Source organism: Streptomyces antarcticus, from assembly GCF_026627255.1.
GTDB lineage: Bacteria > Actinomycetota > Actinomycetes > Streptomycetales > Streptomycetaceae > Streptomyces > Streptomyces antarcticus.
Map to the genome: position 1 here is coordinate 21,438 of NZ_JAPNLM010000010.1, position 18,214 is coordinate 39,651.

The 18,214-nt window shown below is 72.1% G+C and carries 20 protein-coding genes; 7 read left to right on the forward strand and 13 right to left on the reverse strand.

Annotation, left to right across the window (positions count from 1 at the left end):
* Nucleotides 1-24: 24 nt before the first annotated feature.
* Nucleotides 25-1,167, forward strand: a complete 1,143-nt coding sequence (locus OTB16_RS16875; protein WP_267721046.1) for a molybdopterin-dependent oxidoreductase — start codon at nt 25-27, stop codon at nt 1,165-1,167.
* A complete protein-coding gene (locus tag OTB16_RS16880) occupies nt 1,167-1,607 on the forward strand; it encodes a hypothetical protein (protein WP_267721047.1) in 441 nt (146 codons plus the stop codon). The genes OTB16_RS16875 and OTB16_RS16880 overlap by 1 nt, the downstream gene beginning before the upstream one ends.
* Here the strand turns inward: OTB16_RS16880 and OTB16_RS16885 are convergent.
* The 3 genes from OTB16_RS16885 to OTB16_RS16895 are packed head-to-tail and all read right to left on the reverse strand — an operon-like array spanning nt 1,563 to nt 3,552.
* Complete coding sequence (locus OTB16_RS16885) at nt 1,563-2,237, reverse strand: class I SAM-dependent methyltransferase (protein WP_267721048.1); 675 nt, start codon at nt 2,235-2,237, stop codon at nt 1,563-1,565. The two genes, OTB16_RS16880 and OTB16_RS16885, sit on opposite strands and share 45 nt — an antisense overlap.
* On the reverse strand, nt 2,219-2,839 hold the full coding sequence (locus tag OTB16_RS16890) for a TIGR04282 family arsenosugar biosynthesis glycosyltransferase (RefSeq protein ID WP_267721049.1): 621 nt from the start codon (nt 2,837-2,839) through the stop codon (nt 2,219-2,221). The genes OTB16_RS16885 and OTB16_RS16890 overlap by 19 nt, the downstream gene beginning before the upstream one ends.
* A complete protein-coding gene (locus OTB16_RS16895; protein ID WP_267721050.1) occupies nt 2,836-3,552 on the reverse strand; it encodes a glycosyltransferase family 2 protein in 717 nt (238 codons plus the stop codon). Before OTB16_RS16895 ends, OTB16_RS16890 begins: the two co-directional genes overlap by 4 nt.
* A gap of 247 nt (nt 3,553-3,799) precedes the next feature.
* Here OTB16_RS16895 and OTB16_RS16900 point away from each other — a divergent pair, with 247 nt between their 5' ends.
* Nucleotides 3,800-4,372 carry a dihydrofolate reductase family protein gene (locus OTB16_RS16900; protein ID WP_267721051.1) on the forward strand — a complete coding sequence of 191 codons (573 nt, stop codon included), beginning with the start codon at nt 3,800-3,802 and terminating at the stop codon, nt 4,370-4,372.
* 90 nt (nt 4,373-4,462) lie between these two features.
* Here OTB16_RS16900 and OTB16_RS16905 read toward each other — a convergent pair whose 3' ends face one another.
* Entirely contained in the window at nt 4,463-5,527 is a 1,065-nt protein-coding gene (locus OTB16_RS16905) for an NAD-dependent epimerase/dehydratase family protein (protein WP_267721052.1), read from the reverse strand.
* A 201-nt stretch (nt 5,528-5,728) separates the two neighbouring features.
* Between OTB16_RS16905 and OTB16_RS39250 the strand changes: the two genes are divergently transcribed.
* Entirely contained in the window at nt 5,729-6,250 is a 522-nt protein-coding gene (locus tag OTB16_RS39250) for an AfsR/SARP family transcriptional regulator (protein WP_324290835.1), read from the forward strand.
* On the opposite strand, the gene sigJ (OTB16_RS16915) is transcribed toward OTB16_RS39250, so the two are convergent.
* Nucleotides 6,183-7,136, reverse strand: coding sequence for an RNA polymerase sigma factor SigJ (gene sigJ / locus OTB16_RS16915; RefSeq protein WP_267721053.1), 954 nt, complete (start codon nt 7,134-7,136; stop codon nt 6,183-6,185). The two genes, OTB16_RS39250 and sigJ (OTB16_RS16915), sit on opposite strands and share 68 nt — an antisense overlap.
* 184 nt (nt 7,137-7,320) lie before the next feature.
* On the opposite strand from sigJ (OTB16_RS16915), the gene OTB16_RS16920 reads away from it, so the two are divergent.
* The gene (locus OTB16_RS16920; protein WP_267721054.1) at nt 7,321-7,725 is read left to right on the forward strand and encodes a hypothetical protein; all 405 of its coding nucleotides are present in this window, start codon (nt 7,321-7,323) and stop codon (nt 7,723-7,725) included.
* A gap of 64 nt (nt 7,726-7,789) precedes the next feature.
* Here the strand turns inward: OTB16_RS16920 and OTB16_RS16925 are convergent, their stop codons facing one another.
* On the reverse strand, nt 7,790-9,046 hold the full coding sequence (locus tag OTB16_RS16925) for an NAD(P)/FAD-dependent oxidoreductase (RefSeq protein WP_267721055.1): 1,257 nt from the start codon (nt 9,044-9,046) through the stop codon (nt 7,790-7,792).
* Between the two features lie 117 nt (nt 9,047-9,163).
* Nucleotides 9,164-10,108, reverse strand: a complete 945-nt coding sequence (gene sigJ, locus OTB16_RS16930; RefSeq protein ID WP_267721056.1) for an RNA polymerase sigma factor SigJ — start codon at nt 10,106-10,108, stop codon at nt 9,164-9,166.
* A 139-nt stretch (nt 10,109-10,247) separates the two neighbouring features.
* On the opposite strand from sigJ (OTB16_RS16930), the gene OTB16_RS16935 reads away from it, so the two are divergent.
* Nucleotides 10,248-10,697 (forward strand): hypothetical protein, encoded by a 450-nt coding sequence (locus OTB16_RS16935; RefSeq protein WP_267721057.1) that lies wholly within the window; start codon nt 10,248-10,250, stop codon nt 10,695-10,697.
* Nucleotides 10,698-11,292: 595 nt separating this feature from the next.
* On the opposite strand, the gene OTB16_RS16940 is transcribed toward OTB16_RS16935, so the two are convergent.
* Nucleotides 11,293-12,057, reverse strand: coding sequence for an alpha/beta fold hydrolase (locus OTB16_RS16940; protein WP_267721058.1), 765 nt, complete (start codon nt 12,055-12,057; stop codon nt 11,293-11,295).
* A 406-nt stretch (nt 12,058-12,463) separates the two neighbouring features.
* Here OTB16_RS16940 and OTB16_RS16945 point away from each other — a divergent pair, with 406 nt between their 5' ends.
* Entirely contained in the window at nt 12,464-13,834 is a 1,371-nt protein-coding gene (locus tag OTB16_RS16945) for an FAD-binding oxidoreductase (RefSeq protein WP_267721059.1), read from the forward strand.
* A 393-nt stretch (nt 13,835-14,227) separates the two neighbouring features.
* Here OTB16_RS16945 and OTB16_RS16950 read toward each other — a convergent pair whose 3' ends face one another.
* The 5 genes from OTB16_RS16950 to OTB16_RS16970 all read right to left on the reverse strand — a co-directional run bounded on the left by OTB16_RS16950 (nt 14,228) and on the right by OTB16_RS16970 (nt 18,151).
* Entirely contained in the window at nt 14,228-14,920 is a 693-nt protein-coding gene (locus OTB16_RS16950) for a response regulator (protein WP_267721060.1), read from the reverse strand.
* A gap of 91 nt (nt 14,921-15,011) precedes the next feature.
* The gene (locus OTB16_RS16955) at nt 15,012-15,851 is read right to left on the reverse strand and encodes a serine hydrolase domain-containing protein (RefSeq protein WP_267721061.1); all 840 of its coding nucleotides are present in this window, start codon (nt 15,849-15,851) and stop codon (nt 15,012-15,014) included.
* A 13-nt stretch (nt 15,852-15,864) separates the two neighbouring features.
* Nucleotides 15,865-17,196 carry a DCC1-like thiol-disulfide oxidoreductase family protein gene (locus tag OTB16_RS16960; protein ID WP_267721062.1) on the reverse strand — a complete coding sequence of 444 codons (1,332 nt, stop codon included), beginning with the start codon at nt 17,194-17,196 and terminating at the stop codon, nt 15,865-15,867.
* Complete coding sequence (locus tag OTB16_RS16965) at nt 17,193-17,825, reverse strand: DUF5819 family protein (RefSeq protein ID WP_267721063.1); 633 nt, start codon at nt 17,823-17,825, stop codon at nt 17,193-17,195. Before OTB16_RS16965 ends, OTB16_RS16960 begins: the two co-directional genes overlap by 4 nt.
* A gap of 11 nt (nt 17,826-17,836) precedes the next feature.
* Entirely contained in the window at nt 17,837-18,151 is a 315-nt protein-coding gene (locus tag OTB16_RS16970; RefSeq protein ID WP_267721064.1) for a hypothetical protein, read from the reverse strand.
* Nucleotides 18,152-18,214 lie beyond the last annotated feature (63 nt).

The window sequence follows — 18,214 nt, forward strand, 5'->3', positions numbered from 1 at the left end:
ACTGGTCGGGGGTGTGATGGAGGCATGCGCCTCCCACTGCCCCCCGGCCCGCCGGTCACCTTCACCGCGCGGCTGCACGACGCCCGCACCGCGACCGCGATCGGCCGCTGGCTGGGGCTCGCCTTCGCCGTCTGCTTCGCGACCGGTGTGCTGAGCCACTTCCTCCAGCATCCGCCGGGATGGCTGGCGGACCGGCTGCCGAGCCGTCCGTACTGGGGCTACCGGCTGACCCAGGGGCTGCACGTGGCCTCCGGGATCGCGGCGGTCCCGCTGCTGCTCGCGAAGCTGTGGGCGGTCTACCCGCGGCTGTTCGCCTGGCCCCCGGTGCGCTCGGCGACGCACGCGCTGGAGCGGCTGTCGGTGGCGGTGCTGGTCGCGGCTGCGCTGTTCCAGCTGTTCACCGGCCTGCTGAACACCTTCCAGTGGTACCCGTGGCCCTTCAGCTTCGTACCGGTGCACTACGCGGTCGCCTGGGTCGTGACGGGAGCCCTGCTGCTGCACGTCGCCGTCCAGTGGCCGAAGATCCGGGACCACTTCACCCTGGAGTCCCCCGGAACCCTGGCGCTGCCCGGGGCAGACGGCCCGAACCGGCGCCAGCTCCTCTTCGGCGTCGCCGCCGCGGTGGGAGCGGTCACGCTGACGACCGTCGGACAGTCGGTGACCGCGCTCGGCCGCCTGGACCTGTTCGCCCCGCGCAGCCCCGCCCACGGCGTGCAGGGCCTGCCCGTGAACCGCACGGCCGCCGCGGCGCGCGTGACCCGGGCCTCGCTGGCCGGCTGGCGGCTGACCGTGGACGGGCCCCGGCCGTACGCCCTGACGCTGGACGAACTGCGTGCCATGCCGCAGCACGAGGTGACGCTGCCCATCGCGTGCGTCGAGGGCTGGAGCAAGTCCGCCCGGTGGACCGGGGTACGGGTACGGGACCTGCTGGAGCGGGCGGGCGGCGGCCCGGGCGCCCGGGCCCGGGTGGTCGCCCTCGAAGCGGCCGGCGCCTACCGGGTGATGGACATGGGCCGCCTGTACGCGCAGGACCCGCTCACGCTCCTGGCGCTGCGCCTCAACGGCGAGGCGCTGTCCCTGGACCACGGCTACCCGGCGCGGATCATCGCCCCGAACCGGCCGGGCGTGCTTCAGACCAAGTGGGTCGGCCGGCTGGAGGTCGTGTGATGACGTTCCGACGCGCGGCGGGCGCCTGCGGGCTGCTCCTCATGGTCTGGGGGGCATGGCTGCTGGTCCGGCAGCCGGAACCGTGGCGGATCGCCCTCTGGCTCGCGGGCGCGGTCGCCGTGCACGACGGACTCGTCGCACCCCTCGTGTTCGCGGTCGGGTCCCTGGCCGCGGCGGCGGGCCTGCGCCTGCGCGGGATCCCGCGGGCGGCACTGATCGTCGCGGGATCCCTGACCGCCATCGCCCTGCCCCCGCTGCTGCGCCCCGGCGCCGCCGCCAACCCGACCGCGCTGCCGCTGGACTACCTGCGCAACTGGCTGCTGACGATGGCGGCCATCGCCGTCCTGACGCTCCTGTACCTGGGAGCGCGGACCGTGCGGCGCCGGGCCGGGAGGTCAGCGCCGCAGGTGGACGAAGTGCCGCCCCGCCGCCTGCCATGACCCGTACGGGGCCCAGCCCGCGTCCGCCGCCGCGACGGACAGGGCCCGGGCCCCGAGCCGGGACCACCAGAAGGACTCCCCGTAGCCGCCGTTGCCGTCGTCGACGTACACCTCGACGCGCTCGTCGACGTCGGCCTCGGCCACCTCGACGAGCAGGGAGCCGCCGGGGGCGGTGAGCTCCGAGGTACGGCGCAGCAGTGCGCCGGGGTCGCCGCCGATGCCGATGTTGCCGTCGATGAGCAGGACCGTGCCCCAGCGGCCCTCCCGCGGCAGCGGGTCGAACACCGACCGGCACAGCGCGCTGCCGCCCGCCCGCACGGTCCGGGCCACCGCCTCGGGGGTGACGTCCACGCCGAGGGCCTTGTGCCCGAGCCCGGCCAGGGCGGCGACCAGCCGGCCCGGCCCGCAGCCGATGTCGAGGACCGGGCCGGCGCAGCGGCTCAGGACGGTGCCGTCCGCCGCGTCGGGTGCGGCGCACCACCGCTCGACCTCCAGCGGCAGCAGCCAGCCGTCGCGGCGGCGCAGGTACAGGGGCCCCCGCCCGGTGCGCAGGGCGTCGGCGTACGGGTCGGCCTGCCAGGTCCGGGTGACCGGACCGGCGAGCCGGGCCGTCACCGGGTCACCGCGCACAGGCCGGAGTGCAGGGCGGCGAAGCGGGTCCGCGGGGCCGCGGCGGCGACCCGTTCCGCGTCGGCCGGGGTGTCCACGTCGCACAGCTCGGGCAGGTCGCGCACCACCAGCCCCGCGTCCAGCAGCCGCGCCCGCTGCACCGCGCCCGTCTCCGGTACGGACATCGGGACGCCCAGCAGCAGCGCCGGGTCGGGGGCGGCGAGGCCCAGGGCCCAGAACCCGCCGTCGTCGGCGGGCCCGAACCAGGCGTCCGCCCCGGTGAAGTCGAGCCCGGGCGCGAGGAGCCCGGGCGTGACCTGCGGGGTGTCCATGCCGATCAGCAGGGCCGGTCCCTCCGCCAGGGCGAAGGCCGCCGCCAGCCGGACGTCCAGACCGCCCGCGCACTGCGGGACGACCTCGATGCCGTCCGGGACCCACGGCCCCGGCCGCCCCTCCAGGACCAGGACACGGCGCCGGGCCGGGGTGGCCAGGACCGCCGCGAGGGTGTCCTCCAGCGCGGCACGGGCCAGACCGGCGGCCTGCCGCGGGGTGAACACCGTGGTCAGGCGGGTTTTGACGCGGCCCGGCACGGGGGCCTTGGCGATGACGAGGAGGGTGCTCACGCGGAAGCCCTCCCGGCCGGCGCGACGGGGGCGCCCGGCGGTTCGGCCAGGACGCGGCGCATGTCCCGTACGGCGTGCCAGGTGCCCCGCCAGGTCCCGGTGACCTTGGACTTCCCGGAGCGGGGCAGGTAGGGGACGTCCGTCTCGGCGACCCGCCAGCCCGCGTCGGCGGCCCGTACGACCATTTCGAGCGGATAGCCGCTGCGCCGGTCGGTCAGCTCCAGGCCGAGCAGCGCCTCGCGGCGCGCGACCCGCATCGGACCGAGGTCGTGCAGCCGCAGCCCGGTCCGGTGCCGCAGCATGCGCGCCAGGGCGAGGTTCCCGGCCCGGGCGTGCACGGGCCACGCGCCCCGCCCTCGCGGGCGGCGCCGGCCGAGGAGCAGGTCCGCCTCCCCGGCCGCGACCCGCTCGGCCATCGGGGCGAGCAGACCGGGGTCCATGGAGGCGTCGCAGTCGCAGAAGCAGACCAGCTCGGCGCGCGCGGCGAGCAGCCCGGCGTGGCAGGCGGCCCCGAAACCGCGCCGGGACTCGTGCACCACGGTGGCACCGAGGCGGCGGGCGATGTCCGCCGAGCCGTCGGTGGAGCCGTTGTCGACGACGATGGCCCGCCAGGTGGCCGGCACCCGCGCCAGCACCCAGGGGAGGGCCTCGGCCTCGTCGAGGCACGGCAGTACGAGGTCCGCGCGGGGCGGACGACAAGCAGAAGAGGTCACCCTCCACACCGTAGGAACCGGAGGGCGGGGAAAGGGGCTCGGAGACCTTACGAAACGCGGACGCTGTCGGACGCCGCCGCAGGGGACCGGGCGAGAACGGCGGGAATCCGCGGGACCGATGAGTTTCCAGGTGATCCAAAGTCGGAGAACATGACGGGGGCGCGGCACCGCTCGCGGGCCCCGTCCGCGCACCGTCCGCGCACCGACCGATCGCCGGGACACAGGCACGAGACACCGAGGAACCACGATGCGTACCCTGATCAGCACCGCCTTCATCTCCCTCGACGGCGTCATGGAGGCCCCGGGCGGCGAGCCCGGCTACCGGAACTCCGGGTGGACCTTCAAGGACGTCGAGTTCCTCCCCGAGGCGTTCGACATCAAGGGCCGGGAGCAGAGCGAGGCCACCGCGATGCTGCTGGGCCGGACCAGCTACGAGGCGTTCAGCCCCGTGTGGCCGGACATGGCGGACTTCGCCGACTACAAGGCGATGCCGAAGTACGTCGTCTCCACGACGCTCACCGAGGGCGAACTCGTACCGGGCTGGGGCGAGACCACGATCCTGCGCTCGCTCGACGACGTCGCCGCGCTGAAGGAGACCGAGGGCGGCCCGATCATCGTCCACGGCAGCGCCGCCCTGAACCGGAACCTCTCGGACGCCGGCCTGATCGACCGGTACCACCTGCTCGTCTTCCCGCTCCTGCTCGGCGCGGGCAAGCGCCTGTTCAGCGCCACCGACAAGGACACCCAGAAGCTGCGGCTCGTCGAGCACGAGGCGTACGCCAACGGCCTGCAGAAGAACGTCTTCGACGTCGTCCGCTGACCGGGGGCGTCCCCCGGCCCGGCCACCGGGCCGGGGGACCGCCCGGTGCTGTCCGGTGCTGTTGTCCGGTGCTCTCCGGCGCTGCCCGGCTCAGCCCGCGGCGCCCGCCGACGTGCGCTGGGCGGCCCGCGCGAACCCGGCCATCCCCTCACCGAACCCCACCTCCGGACGCCAGCCCAGCTCGCGGCGCAGCCGGGCGGAGTCGGCGGTGACGTGCCGTACGTCGCCGAGGCGGAACTCGCCCGTGACCACCGGGGCCGGCCCGCCGTACGCCGCCGCCAGCGCGGCCGCCATCTCGCCTACCGTGTGCGGATCCCCGCTGCCCGTGTTGAACGCGGTCAGCGCCCCGGGGGCCAGGCCGCCGACGGCCTCCAGGGCCACCGTGTTCGCCGCGGCCACGTCGCCGACGTGGACGAAGTCCCGCCGCTGCGCGCCGTCCTCGAAGACCCGCGGCGCCTCGCCCCGGGCCAGTGCGGACCGGAAGTAGGAGGCCACCCCGGCGTACGGGGTGTCGCGCGGCATGCCCGGCCCGTACACGTTGTGGTAGCGCAGCGACACCGCGCGACCCTCCACGCAGCGGGCCCAGGACGCGGCGAGGTGCTCCTGGGCCAGCTTCGTCGTCGCGTACACGTTCCGCGGATCCGTCGGCGCGTCCTCGCCGACCAGGCCCGGCGCGAGCGCGGCCCCGCAGTCGGGACAGCGGGGCTCGAACCGGCCCGCCGCGAGGTCCTCGGTCCGGCGCGGCCCGGGGCGCACCGTCCCGTGCCGCCCGCACGTGTACCGGCCCTCCCCGTAGACCACCATCGACCCGGCGAGCACCAGCTCCCCCACCCCGGCGGCCGCCATCTCCGCCAGCAGCACCGCGGTCCCGAGGTCGTTGCACCCGACGTACGCGGGGGCGTCCGCGAAGTCCTTCCCCAGGCCGACCATGGCCGCCTGGTGGCACACCGCGTCCACCCCGCGCAGCGCGGACCGGACGGCGCCGGCGTCCCGTACGTCCGCGCGCAGGAACTCCGCGTCCGGCGGGTCCGGCGTGTCCGGGTGGGCGGCGGGCAGCAGGGCGTCGAGGACGACGGGCTCGTGCCCGCGTGCCGAGAGGGCGTGGACGATGTGGGAGCCGATGAACCCGGCTCCTCCGGTGACGAGTACGCGCATGCCGGGGACGGTACGCACGGCACCCGTGCGAGGGCGGTTCCCACGCGCGGACGTAAGACTTCCGTCAGGAGGCCGCTCAACCGTGCGCCGTACAAGGCCCTTTACCGGCGGCGGCCGGTGGGTGAGGCTGACCCGGCGTTGGAACGATGAGCGACACGGTAGGGGCCGGTCGGTCCGGGTCCGTAGGGGGAGGCCGCCGAGGTGCGCGTAGAACTGCTGGGACCCATTCAGGCGTACGCCAATGACGCGACGCCGGTGGAGGTGGGTGGCGTCCGGCTGCGGACGCTCCTCGCCCGGCTCGCCCTCGAAGGGGGCCGGACGGTGTCCGTCGACGCGCTCGTCGACGGCCTGTGGGGAGAGGACCCGCCCGCCGCCGCGACGAACGCCCTGCAGGCGCTGGTGTTCCAGCTGCGCCGGGCGCTGCGCGGGCCGGCGGCGGTGGAGTCCGCGTCCGGCGGCTACCGGCTCGCGGTGCGGGCCGAGGACGTGGACGTTCACCGTTTCGAGGACCTGACCGCCCGGGGCTGCCGACCAGCTGACAGCGCCCCCGGCCGGCTGTCAGCCCGTGTCAACGTGTGGGCCGACGGCCCTGGGCGGGTGGAGGCACCGCCCCCGGCGGGCCCCCGGCAGCGCCCGGTCAGCCCGGTCAGCCCGGTCAGCCCGGTCCGTCCTCGGTCCACGGACGGAGCTTCTCCGGGTTGCGGACCGCCCAGATGCGGGTGATGCGGCCGCCGTTGAGGCTGAACGCCGCCACGGTCACGGTGACGCCGGAGTGCTGGGCGACCAGGCCGGGCCGGCCGTTGACCGTCCGTTCCAGGAGGGTCAGCCCGGGTGCCTTGTCGGCGATGTGGACCAGGTACCGCGCGATGGCCTCGCCGCCTTCGACCGGCCGCAGGACGGTGCCGACCAGGCCGCCGCCGTCGGCGGTCATCGTGGCCCCGGGGTCGAGGAGGCCGACGAGTGCCTTGATGTCCTTGGCCTCCCACGCCTCCTTGAAGTCCCGTACGACACCGGCCTGTCCGGCCGACGGAACCACCGGGGTGTGCGCGGCGCGCACGCGGCGGCGGGCCGAGGACGCCAGTTGCCGGCAGGCCGCGGGGGTCCGGCCGACGATCCGTGCGATGTCGGCGAAGGGGTAGCGGAAGACGTCGTGCAGGACGAACGCCACGCGTTCGGCCGGTGTCATCGACTCCAGCACGACGAGGAAGGCCATGTTCACCGACTCGTCCAGGGTGATCCGGTCGGCGGGGTCCGTCGATGCGGCCGCGCCGCCGCCGGCCCGTCCGCTGATCCACTCCGTGCGGTCGGGCAGCGGCTCGGGTATCCACGCGCCGACGTACCGCTCCCGCCGGGCCCGTGCCGAGCCGAGCACGTCCAGGCAGATGCGGCCGGCCACCGTCGTCAGCCAGGCGCCGGGCGACTCGACGGCCTCCCGCCGCTGCCGCGACATCGCGTACCAGCGGGTATAGGTCTCCTGCACGGCGTCCTCGGCCTCGGCCAGTGAACCGAGCAGCCGGTAGGCGAGATTGATCAGCTGGCGCCGCTCGTCGACGATCGTGCTCAGGCCCGGTTCGAACCGGTCGTGCCCTGCCTCGGATGGGGTGCTCATGGTGGCGACCGCTCCCTGGTTCTTCTCGTCCGCTTCGTCTCTCGGTACTCCGACGAAACACCTCACCGGATGGTGAGGTCCACGCGGCGCCTCACATTTTGCGGGCCCACGTCGTCGGACCGGCGAGACAGTGACGATGCACAGTGACGAACCACCGCCGCGAGGCAGAACAGGGGGCCGCGCCATGGCCACGCAGACGACGGCAGCACCGGGCCGGCTCACGTTCCTCCAGGTCGCGATAGTCCTTCAGACCGCGTCCCTCTTCTTCCAGGCGGCCACCGCCGGACTGCTGCTGTCCTCGTCGTACGGCGCGACCCTGCACGACGTCGGCTCGCGCGTGATGTACGGCGCCTCGATGCTGTACCTACTCGTCGCGGTCCTGGCGTGGCGGCCGGGCGGCGGCTCGCCCCGACCCGTCCTCTACGCGTCCGGCTTCCTCGTCCTGGCTTCGGCGCAGGTGGTGCTGGGCATCGCGCACGTACCGTCGCTCCATGTCCCCCTGGGCATCCTGATGTTCGGCCTGAGCGTGCTGGATCTGGGCCGGGTGCTGTCCACCCGCTCGACGGGGCGCGCCGCGGCCCGGCCGTGACCGCCGGTGCCGCGCTCGCGAACGCCCGGCGACGGCCGTGGCCCGGCCGAACGGGCCGGCGAGGTCAGGGCGTCGGCGCGGCCGGCGCCTCCGCCCGTACGGGACTCGGCGCCTCCGGCCGTACGGGATTCGGCGCCTCCGGCCGTACGACACGCCGGCGCCGGGACGGCATGCCCACGGTCGGGTGGGCGACGCCCCAGGCGGCGCCCTTGCAGATCAGCTCCTTGTAGAGGGCGGCCACACGGCCCGTCAGGGCCCGGTCGACCGCGCGGTCGTCGGCGGTGACGAACTGGATCAGCCCCTCCTTGCGGCCGAGGGAGACGCACTGCTGGGCGTAGCGGATGGAGACCCGGGGCACCTCGGTCCCGGCGAGCCGGGCGGCGAGGGCGTCGGCGGCCTGCCAGGCCATGGGGACGCCCGAGGCGCAGGACATGCGCAGGGGCCCGCCGCCCGGACCGATCGCCATCGCCGCGTCGCCGACGGCGTACACGTCCGGGTGGGAGACCGAGCGCATCGTGGTGTCGACGACGATGCGGCCGCGGTCGGTGGTCTCCAGACCGGTGGCCCGGGCGATCGGGTGGACGGCGAAGCCGGTGGTCCAGACCGTGACCTCGGCGGGGACGGTCCGGCCGTCGGCTGTCGTCACGCCGTCCGCCGCGACGGCGGTGACCGCGGTGTGCTCGTGGACCGTGATGCCGAGCGTGTCCACCACCCTCCGCAGGTGGGCCCGGCCCTTCGCCGAGAGCCAGTCGCCGAGAGCGCCCCGGGCGGCCAGGGCGACGTCGAGGTCCGGGCGGGCCTCCGCGATCTCGGTCGCGGCCTCCAGGCCGGTGAGGCCCCCGCCGACCACGACCACGGGCCTGCCGGAGTCCAGGGCGGCCAGGCGCTCGCGGAGACGGAGGGCGCCGGGTCGGCCGGAGACCTCGTACGCGTGCGCGGCGGCGCCGGGGACACCCCCGTCGTCCCAGCCGCTGCCGAGGGCGTAGACCAGCGTGTCGTACCGAACCTCCTCGAGCGCCCCGAGCTTTCCCGTCCGGGGGCCGTTCGTGACGCTGACCGTCACCGTCTTGCGGTCCACGTCCACGGCGGTGACCGCTCCGAGCTTCAGTTCCACGCCCGTGCCGGCGAACATCTCGCCGAACGGCCGGGGCCTGAGGTCTCCGCCGGCCGCGAGCTGGTGGAGCCGGACGCGCTCGACGAAGTCGGGCTCGGCGTTGACGAGGGTGAGGGCGATGTCCTCGCGGCGCAGCCGCCTGGCGAGGCGGCCGGCGACGATGGCGCCGGTGTAGCCGGCTCCGAGGACGACGATGCGGTGCTGCATGTCCGTGCTCCTGTCTGGGCGGGGGCCGCCGTGGTCCGGCGAGGTTCCGCCCCTTGAACCGGACAGCCCCCCGTTCCCTGACAGACGAAGTCCGTGACCTGCGTCACACGTCCTCCCTCAGAGGGTGTGGAGCGGTGCCTCCCCGCGGTCCGCGGCGGCCCAGTGCCCGGTCGCGCGGACGAGCTTGTCGGGGTTGACCTGGCTGCGGACCGCGGCGACGCCCTCCGCCGTGACCTCCAGGCAGACGACCGCGACGACCCGGCCGTCCACGACCGCCACGATGGCGGGCCCGCCGTTGGCGGTGGCGGCGTAGACCTCGGCCGCGCCGCCCACATGGGCCCGCTTGGCGGCACTGGGCTTGAACATGCCGCGCAGGAACGTGGCGACCGCGAGCGCGCCCTCGAACGCCTTCGCGCGGGCCGGCACCTTCCCGCCGCCGTCGCCCACCGCGAGGGCGTCCTGGGTGAGCAGCCGCAGGAGGGGTTCGGTCCGGCCACTGGTCGCGGCGGCCAGGAACTCCTCGACGATCCTCCGGGCGGCGCCCTCGTCGACCTCGGTGCGTGCCCTGCCGTCCGCGATGTGCTTCCTGGCCCGGTGGTAGGTCTGCTGACTTGCGGCCTCGGTGATCTCCAGGACCTCGGCGATCTCCCGGTGGGGGTAGTCGAAGGCCTCGCGCAGCACGTACACCGCCCGCTCGCCCGGCGTCAGGCGCTCCAGCAGGACGAGGACGGCGTACGACACCGAGTCGCGCTGCTCGGCGGTGTCGGCCGGTCCGAGCATCGGGTCTCCGGCGAGCAGCGGCTCCGGCAGCCACTTCCCCACGTACGTCTCACGCCGGGCGCGCGCCGAAGTGAGCACGTTGAGGCACCAGTTGGTGAGAACCTTCGTCAGCCAGGCCTCGGGCACCCCGATCCGTCCGACGTCGGCGGCCTGCCAGCGCAGGAACGTCTCCTGCACGGCGTCCTCCGCCTCGCTCGCGGAGCCGAGCAGCCGGTAGGCGATGGCCTCCAGCCGGGGCCTGGCCGCCTCGAACCGGTCGACGTCACTCATGATCAGGGCCATACCCGCGATCCTAGGCGCCCCGGGGCGGAACGTCAGGGAGCGCGGAAGCGGTACGACTCCCACCCCGCAACGGACGGACACCGCGCCGTGAACGCTGCACGGAACCGAACCGAACCGAACCAGACGAACAGGTACCCGTATGACGACGATCGAACGCCTGTGGAAGGACCTTCAACTCCCCGCCAGGGACGCACTCCACTTCGCCGGCGGACACTCCTGTGCCGTCGACCTCGACTGCGACGCGCCGACCGGCGTGCGGGTGGGCGCCCCGTTCGACCTGGAGGACATGCTCCAGCGCGACCCGTCGTGGGTGTCCTCGGTCGACGGACTGACCGCGGTGGACCTGGGCGGCAGCGGGCTGCTGTGGGGCGGCGAGGGTTCGCACGGGTCGGAGGGCTTCATCGCACGGCTGACCGCGGACCATGCCCTCGTCTGGGCGATGTTCTTCACGGAGTCCAACCCGTTCGACCACATCCGGCTGTCCCGGAACACCGCCACCTTCACCTCAACTTCGGGGCACGAAGTCACAGTCGACGCAGACGACCCACGCACCCCGATCCCCGCCCCCGCATCTCACTCACCGACCTGAGCACCACCGGGAGCACGAGCCCGCCCCCCGACCACACGGAGACGCCGACCACCAAGGCGCCAACGCGATGCGTCTCCTCCCCGCACTACGGCAACCGCCGCGACCAACGCGTGTGCCGGTCACAACGAAAAAGGCCCAGGTCGCTGACCTGGGCCTCTCTCAAGAGCGGATGACGGGAATCGAACCCGCGCTATCAGCCTGGGCATCTACTGCCCGCGGGGTATCTGTAAGGCGCCTGGCCTGCGAAAACGGGCCACCGGACGGGCTGTCGCGAGGGTTCGCCCGTACCTGTATTGACCGCTGCTCACCGCTCCGAAGGGCACGGATAGGGCACGGATAGGGCACGCGCCGGGTCCCGGTTCCCAGTCGACGGTGATCAGCCCTTCGCCCCGCCGGGGAGGTGCGGAGGGCGGCCGGGTCCTGTTCCGGTACGTGGAGGTCGCGCTGTAGCCGTGCTCCGGTGATGCCGAGGAGGCGGTTGCCCCCGTTCCCGCCCCTCCGAAGCACCTCCCGGATGCGATCCACCAAGCCGTCGAGCCCGGCAGCGCCACCGCACCCGCAGACGGTGACGCCCCGGCAGTCCGATCCTGAAGCCTCAGCGCCCGAGGAACCGCTCGACCGCTGCCGCGACAGTCTCCGGGGACTCCTCCGGTGCATAGTGCCCCGTGTGCGGGAGCACCTCGAGCTCGGCGTTCGGATACCACTGCATCCAGGTGCCCCGCATGGCCTCGGCTCCCAGCACCGGGTCGTTCGCACCGGCGAGGAGGAGTACGGGGGCCGGGTTGTCCTTCACCCGCTCGTGGAAGTCGACCCGCGCCCATGAGTCCAGATAGGCGCGGAAGGCCGTGGCCGAGGAACGCTCCACCGAGCGGCCGACCATGGCGTCGAGCCAGGTGTCGTCGCGCTGCCCGCCGGTGGTGTTGTCGATGATCGCCCTGCGGTTGCCCGGATTCTTCGCGGCGCTGGCGAACAGCTCCCACATCTCCCCTTCGAGGGGGAAGCCGGAGGCGGGCACCGGCGAGATTCCGATGACGGAGCGGACGCGTGACGGGGCGTCCAGCAGCATCAGCTGGGCCGCCTTGCCGCCCATGGAGTGGCCGATGACCGTGTAGGTCTCCCAGCCGAGGTGGTCGGCCACGGCGAGGGCGTCCTCGGCGACCTCTTCCATGGTGAAAGCGCCGTCCGCGTCGATCGCCTTCCCGTACCCGCGGCAGTCCAGGAACGCGTAGCTGAACACATCCCCGTTCAGGTGCTCGCGCATCGGGTCGAAGCTCGACCGGTCGCCGAACCAGTTGTGGAGCAGCAGGGCTCGTTCGGAACCGCTGCCCAATACGTCGTGCGGAAGGACCTGTCCTGTCACAACATCCCCTGCCTGTGAGGTGGCCGTGTACGGATGCCGGACGTCACCGGCGATCAAGTCTGGCGATCTCTGCCAGGCGAGGGCAACGCGACACCCCGCGCCGCAGGCGTCTACTCCCGAGGTCTCCAGGGGGCCCGGCACCAACTTGGGCAACCCCGGGCGGGCGGCGTCCCGGAAGCCGTTTCCGTGTCCACCGGGGGCACGGGGCTTGTAGGGGCTGGACTCAGGGCTTCACGGATCTCGAGTTGAGGCCTCGCGGCATCGGCGTAGCGTAAGAGAGGACCCGGTGCAGTGATAGGGCGTGCAGCGGGGTGTGACATCCCACAGAGAGCCCAGGTGCCCGCTTCTGTAGGCGTCGCGCCTTCCTGGCAGAGCCGGCGGGGTACAGGCACGAGGAGCGATTGCTATGGGCAAGCTCTCGATCGAGCAGTTGCGTGAACGTGTACGCGGGGCGGTCGCCACCCCTGACGACGATGCCTACGACGAGGCGCGCAAGGTCTACAACGCCATGATCGACAGGAGGCCGACTGTCGTCGTGCGCTGCGTCAACGCGGGCGATGTCATGGCCGCGGTCGACTTCGCACGGGAGAACGAGCTCGATCTGGCAGTGCGTGGTGGCGGCCACAGCGTGCCCGGCTTCGGTACCTGTGACGGCGGCGTCGTGGCCGATCTGTCCGGGATGCGTGGCGTGCGTGTCGACCCCATACGGCAGACGGCACGTGCCGAAGGCGGCGCGACTTGGGGTGACTTCGACGCGGCGACGCACGCCTTCGGTCTGGCGACGACCGGGGGAATCGTGTCGACCACGGGTGTCGGCGGGCTCACCCTCGGTGGCGGCATCGGCTATCTCTCCCGCGGACTCGGGCTGAGCTGCGACAACCTGATCTCCGCCGACGTGGTGACCGCGGACGGCCGACTGCTCATCGCGAGCGAAGAGGAGCACGACGACCTCTTCTGGGCCCTTCGCGGCGGCGGTGGCAACTTCGGCGCGGTAACCTCCTTCGAGTTCCGGCTCAGCCCCCTCAAGGACGTCTACGGCGGGCCGATGCTCTACGAACTGGAAGACGCCGCCACCGTGCTGCGCTCCTTCAGCGGCTACATCGCCGATGCGCCTGAGGAACTCGGCGGCTTCCCGGCCTTCCAGCTGGCCCCGCCGCTCCCGTTCATCCCGGAGAACCGGCACGGCGATCCCTTCGTCCTGATCGTGGCGTGCTGGGCGGGGCCGTTGGATGAGGGGCAGCGCGCTCTCCAGGCCTTCCACGACTTCGCGCCGGTAGTCGCCGAGCACGTCGGGCCCATGCCGTATCCCGCACTCAACAGCGCCTTCGACGCGCTGGTACCGCCCGGCCTCCAGCATTACTGGAAGGCCAACTTCGTGACCGAGCTCAGCGACGCCGCGATCGCAGCGCACGTACAGCACGGGCCAGGGCTGCCGGCCCTGAACTCGACGGTACACATCTACCCGATCAACGGTGCCTGCCACCGAGTCGCACCGGAGGCAACGGCCTTCGCCTACCGGGATGCCTCGTTCGCCACCGTCATCGCCGGTATGTGGCCCGACCCATCCGCCAACGAGGCCAACATCGCGTGGGTGCGCGACTACTACGAAGCGACCGCGCCGCTCTCGGAGGAAGGCGGATACATCAACTTCATGGCTGACGACGACCAGAACCGGATCAGGGCCAATTACAAGACCAACTACGACCGCCTCGTTGAGGTCAAGCGGAAGTACGACGCAGGAAACCTGTTCCACCTGAACCAGAACATCAAGCCTTAGTGCTCCGTGATGCCGTGCCCCTCCGCCGCGTTCCTGATCTCGGTGAGGGTGTCCCTCAGCGGCAGATCTGGACAACGAAGAAGGCCCAGGTCGTTGACCTGGGCCTTCTTGCAAGAGCGGATGACGAAAATCGAACCCGCGCCATGAGCTTGGGAATCTATGGCGCGTGAACGCCTCCAGGTGGCGCTGGGCATCGCACACATGTCATCGCCACATGTCCCCCTGGCCGTCCTGATGTTCGGCCTGAGCATGCTGGCACTTGGCCAGGTACTGCTCATCCACATGTCGAAGCGCTCAGGCACCCGGTCGTGTGCGCAGGCCATGCGATGCCCACTCAGCCTGGCAGTCGCCTGCCATCCCGTGACGGGTGGCGAAGCCGGCATCCTCCCAACGTCAGCGCGTGGACGGGCTGGTGAGGTCGTCGTGTCCCCGGTCCGGCGCGTTGTTCACCAGGAGTCCGCTGCGCTCGGCCGCCAGGGCAGCCTGTACCCGGTTGGTCGCCCTGAGCTTGGCCAGGATGGCACTGACATGTTCCTTCACGGTGCTGAGACTCGTGTACGTCTTGACGGCTATGGCGGTGTTGGTCAGCCCCTCGGCGAGCAGCCCTAGGACTTCGTGCTCGCGCTCTGTCAGCTGCGGCCGGGGTCCGCCCGACGGCAGGCGTCCATGCAGGGCGAGATGGCCGTCGATGACTGTGTTCCCCGGCCGGGGCGAGAGAGCGACACCGCCGGAGGCGATGAAGCGCACCATCGGTGCCAGGTGTTCGGGGTCGGTGTCCTTGAGCAGGAAGCCCGCCGCACCGGCCTGGAGGGCGCTGGTGAGGTGCTCGTCGGTGTCGAAGGTGGTCAGCATGCACACAGCCGGCGGATCCGGGAGTTCCCGGATCCGCCGCAACACCGTGAGCCCGTCGACGTCCGGCATCCGGATGTCGAGGAGTACCGCGTCGGGCGCCCGTTCGGCGATGGCCTCGATAGCACCTGCTCCGCTGGTCAGAGCGATGACATCGATATCACTCTCCGTCGAGAGGATGCGTTGGAACCCGGTCCGGATGAGTGCTTCGTCGTCCACGATTACGACCTTGATCACCAGGCACTCCGCTCACATACCAGCACGGTGTCACCGGCGGCCCGGCCTGATGACGCCAGAGATCATACTGGCGGCCCGGGTGCCCGAAGCGTCACTGGCCCGAGCGGCGGGAGGCCGCGAGGGCCTGGCCGCCCAGACGGTCCGTGTCGGTGGGGGATCCGCCGAGCCGGTGAAGGAGTACCCATCGCCCGTCGGGGAGCGTTGCCGCGAAGACGGACGCTCCGTCAGTGGCACCGTTGTGCCAGGTCACGGCGCCGGTCTTCTGCCAGGTCGGGGCGGGCGGCCCGAGGAGTCTGTCGACGAGCAGCCCGGTCAGCAGTTGGGCGGCCGCCCGGGGAGTGGCCCAGAGGCCACCCGCGGGCAGGATGGCGCCATCCATGGTCCACGGCGTCCGGGGGCGGTTCAGCAGGCGGGTCGTCGCGAGCAGCCGCTGCTCGGCCGGGGGATGTGCCGTCATCTCGTCGATGCCCAGGGGCTCCAGGACGTAGGTGCGTACCACCTCCTCATACGGGACCCCGGCCGCCACGGACAGGGCTGAACCGAGCAGCGCGTAACCGAGGTTGGAGTACTCCTCGGACGCGCTGGGCGGAGCCGTGGCCATCTCGCCGAGACCGCCGAGCAGCGCGTCCAGGGCGGCCTGGTCGAAGCCGCCGTACGGGTTCCTGCGCGGCAGGCCCGGGGGCAGGCGGGGCAGCCCGGACGTGTGGTCCGCCAGGTGCCGCAGGGTGATGCCGCTGCCGGGCGGTGTGTCGAGCCAGCGTTCGATGGGATCGTCCACGCCGAGGACGTCGGCCTCGGCCATGCGCATCAACGCGGTGCCGGTGACGACCTTGGTCAGCGATCCGATCTGGACGTAGCCGGAGATGCTGTGGCCGTGGGTGACACGGGGTTCGATTCCACTGCCGAGAAGGCAGCTGGGTGTCCGGAACACGGAGGGTCCCCTTTCACGAGCGGGTGCTGGGGCCGGGCAGGGCGCAGGCTTCCGAACTGCCCGGCATACGGTGCCTATTGTTCGCCACCCCGCGGTAACCGATAGCCGCGCAAGCCCTGATGCCGGGCGTGCGCAGCAGGGCCGCTGCCAGCCGGTATCCGCGTACGGGCGAGTCCCGTACGAATTCCGCCAGCGCCTGCGCCCCGCCGGCCAGGACACGCCCGTCCAGGAGGAGTAGTACCTCCCGGTCCAGTCGCTCCACATGTGGGTCGGTGACCTCGTCCGGGAGTGACTGCCAGGGCACGGCACGCACCGTGGTCCGAGCGCCGGCGGTGATCCGACTCACGGCGGCCTGACAGAAGCCGCAGTCCCCGTCGAACGCCAGGACGGCGTCGGCCGGGACGGGCTCGCGGCGGCGCTGGGCCGCGCGGGCCCGGTCCAGGGCGGTCTCCAGCGCCCCGCTCAGGAACACGAGGTCGCACGCCACCATCGTGAGGGCGAAGCCGGTCAGGCCCATGACGGCGCCGATGGACACATGGAAACCGATGGAGACGACGGCAGCCCAGGGCCGCAGCCGCGGCACGAGGATGCCCATGGGGAAGTACACCAGGAACAGCGTGGTGGAGTACGTCCCGATGAAGACGAGATAGTCGTTGCCGAACACCAGCTCGGACACGCCGGGGAGGTTGAACTCGGACACGCGCAGGACGTAGAACAGCGCCGTTCCGTCCTGCCACATGGGGCCCTGCACCTTGTACAGCCCGCTGACGACGTAGACCAGGCACATCTGGACGGCGATGGCGAGTACACCAAGATTGTGCAGCGGTGTGGACAGCGACCGCAGCACTGGGGGAACGCGCCGGGCGAGCGCGCGGGCGAGACCGGTGGGGTAGGAGAGGCGGTCGTAGCAGCGCGTCAGCAGGAGCATCGGGATGACGAGATAGGCGAGGTTGTCCCCGCCGTCCAGCAGTACGGGCTGACGCTGGTAGACGGACCACAGGAGGGCCCAGTGAACGGCGAGGCCGAGCCGGCCGCCGACACCGCAGGTGACCGCCAGCGCGGCCAGCATCCCCGCGTGGAAGACGATTTCGAACCACAGCGTGGAGTCGCTCAAGGTGTAGAGGCTGAAGGTGCCGTTCTCGTGGATCTGGGCGGTGAAGTCCGCCCAGGGCAGCACCCCGGCCGGACCGAAGAGGAACCGCCGGTCGCCGTACTGGCTCGCGTAGTACATGAAGCCGACGAAGCCGAGCAGCATGCGGGTTCCGCTCACCCCCAGCACGCTGAGGGGTCGGCTGCCGACCGCGTCCAGCCGCTCGAGGAGCCGGTTCGTACGGGTACGGCTCACAGGAGATCCCCGGCCTTCATCCATTCCATGTCGTAGGCGTCGACCTGGCCTTCCGCAGCGGGATCGTGCCGCTCCGACCACGGGGGGAGCTTCTGGATGTACATGCGGACCTGCACCTGCTCGGGAGGGGCGCCGTCGCCGCACGTATTGGCCGGCAACTGCGTCAGGGAGTAGCGGGAAACGAAGCGCAGGGCTTCCTGCTGGGAGGTCTTCTCGTGGGGCATGAGGGGCAGTTCGGTCTTGTTCTTCGCCCGCTCGGACTCCCGCAGCCGGGCCAGCACGGCGTCCGAACCGCTCAGCTGCTGCATGTTCCCGGTCACCAGCCGAGACATGCGCGAGGGGAAGAACCTGCTGCTCTGCGCCGCTGCTATGTACTTCGCCGTCACGTCGTAGAAGGAGGTGACCGAGCCGTCCCGGCATTGCGCCCGGGCCAGGATTCCCCTGTTCTCCGACAGCGGGTCGGGTGCGAAGAGCATCCAGTTCTGGGCGGAGTACGGCTCCAGATAGGTGGCGACCTTGTTGTAGTACCGGATCTTCATCGGTGTGAGGGGCATCTGGGAGAAGGCTGCGGCGGCGAAGTGAAGGCCCAGGAGGGCGGCACCGATGAGCAGTGCCGCCCTCCTGGTCAAGTGGTGATCTCTCACTTGTCGAAGACCGTCTCGACGGACGTGCCCTCGGGGATGTCGGCCGGGCTGACGCCGCCGGTGAACTGTCCGGCGGCATCGGCCACCGACGGGCAGGCGGCCTTGGCGTGCACCCAGGCCTTGCCGGCGAACTTGCCGGCAGCCTTGCCGACGAAGGAACCGAAGCCCATCGGGCCGTTCTGGGGTCCGTCGACGGAAGCGACCGTGGCAGGAACCTCCTGCGCAGTGGCGGCCTGCGCGGACCCCTGGGTGGTGACGACCAGGGCCGCACCGCCGAGGGCTACACCGATGCCTGCCAGTACCTTCTTCATTTCCTCAACTGCCTCTCTCGTGGATCTCTGCCCGCCCGGTTCGAAGTTGGGTTCGCCGCGCGG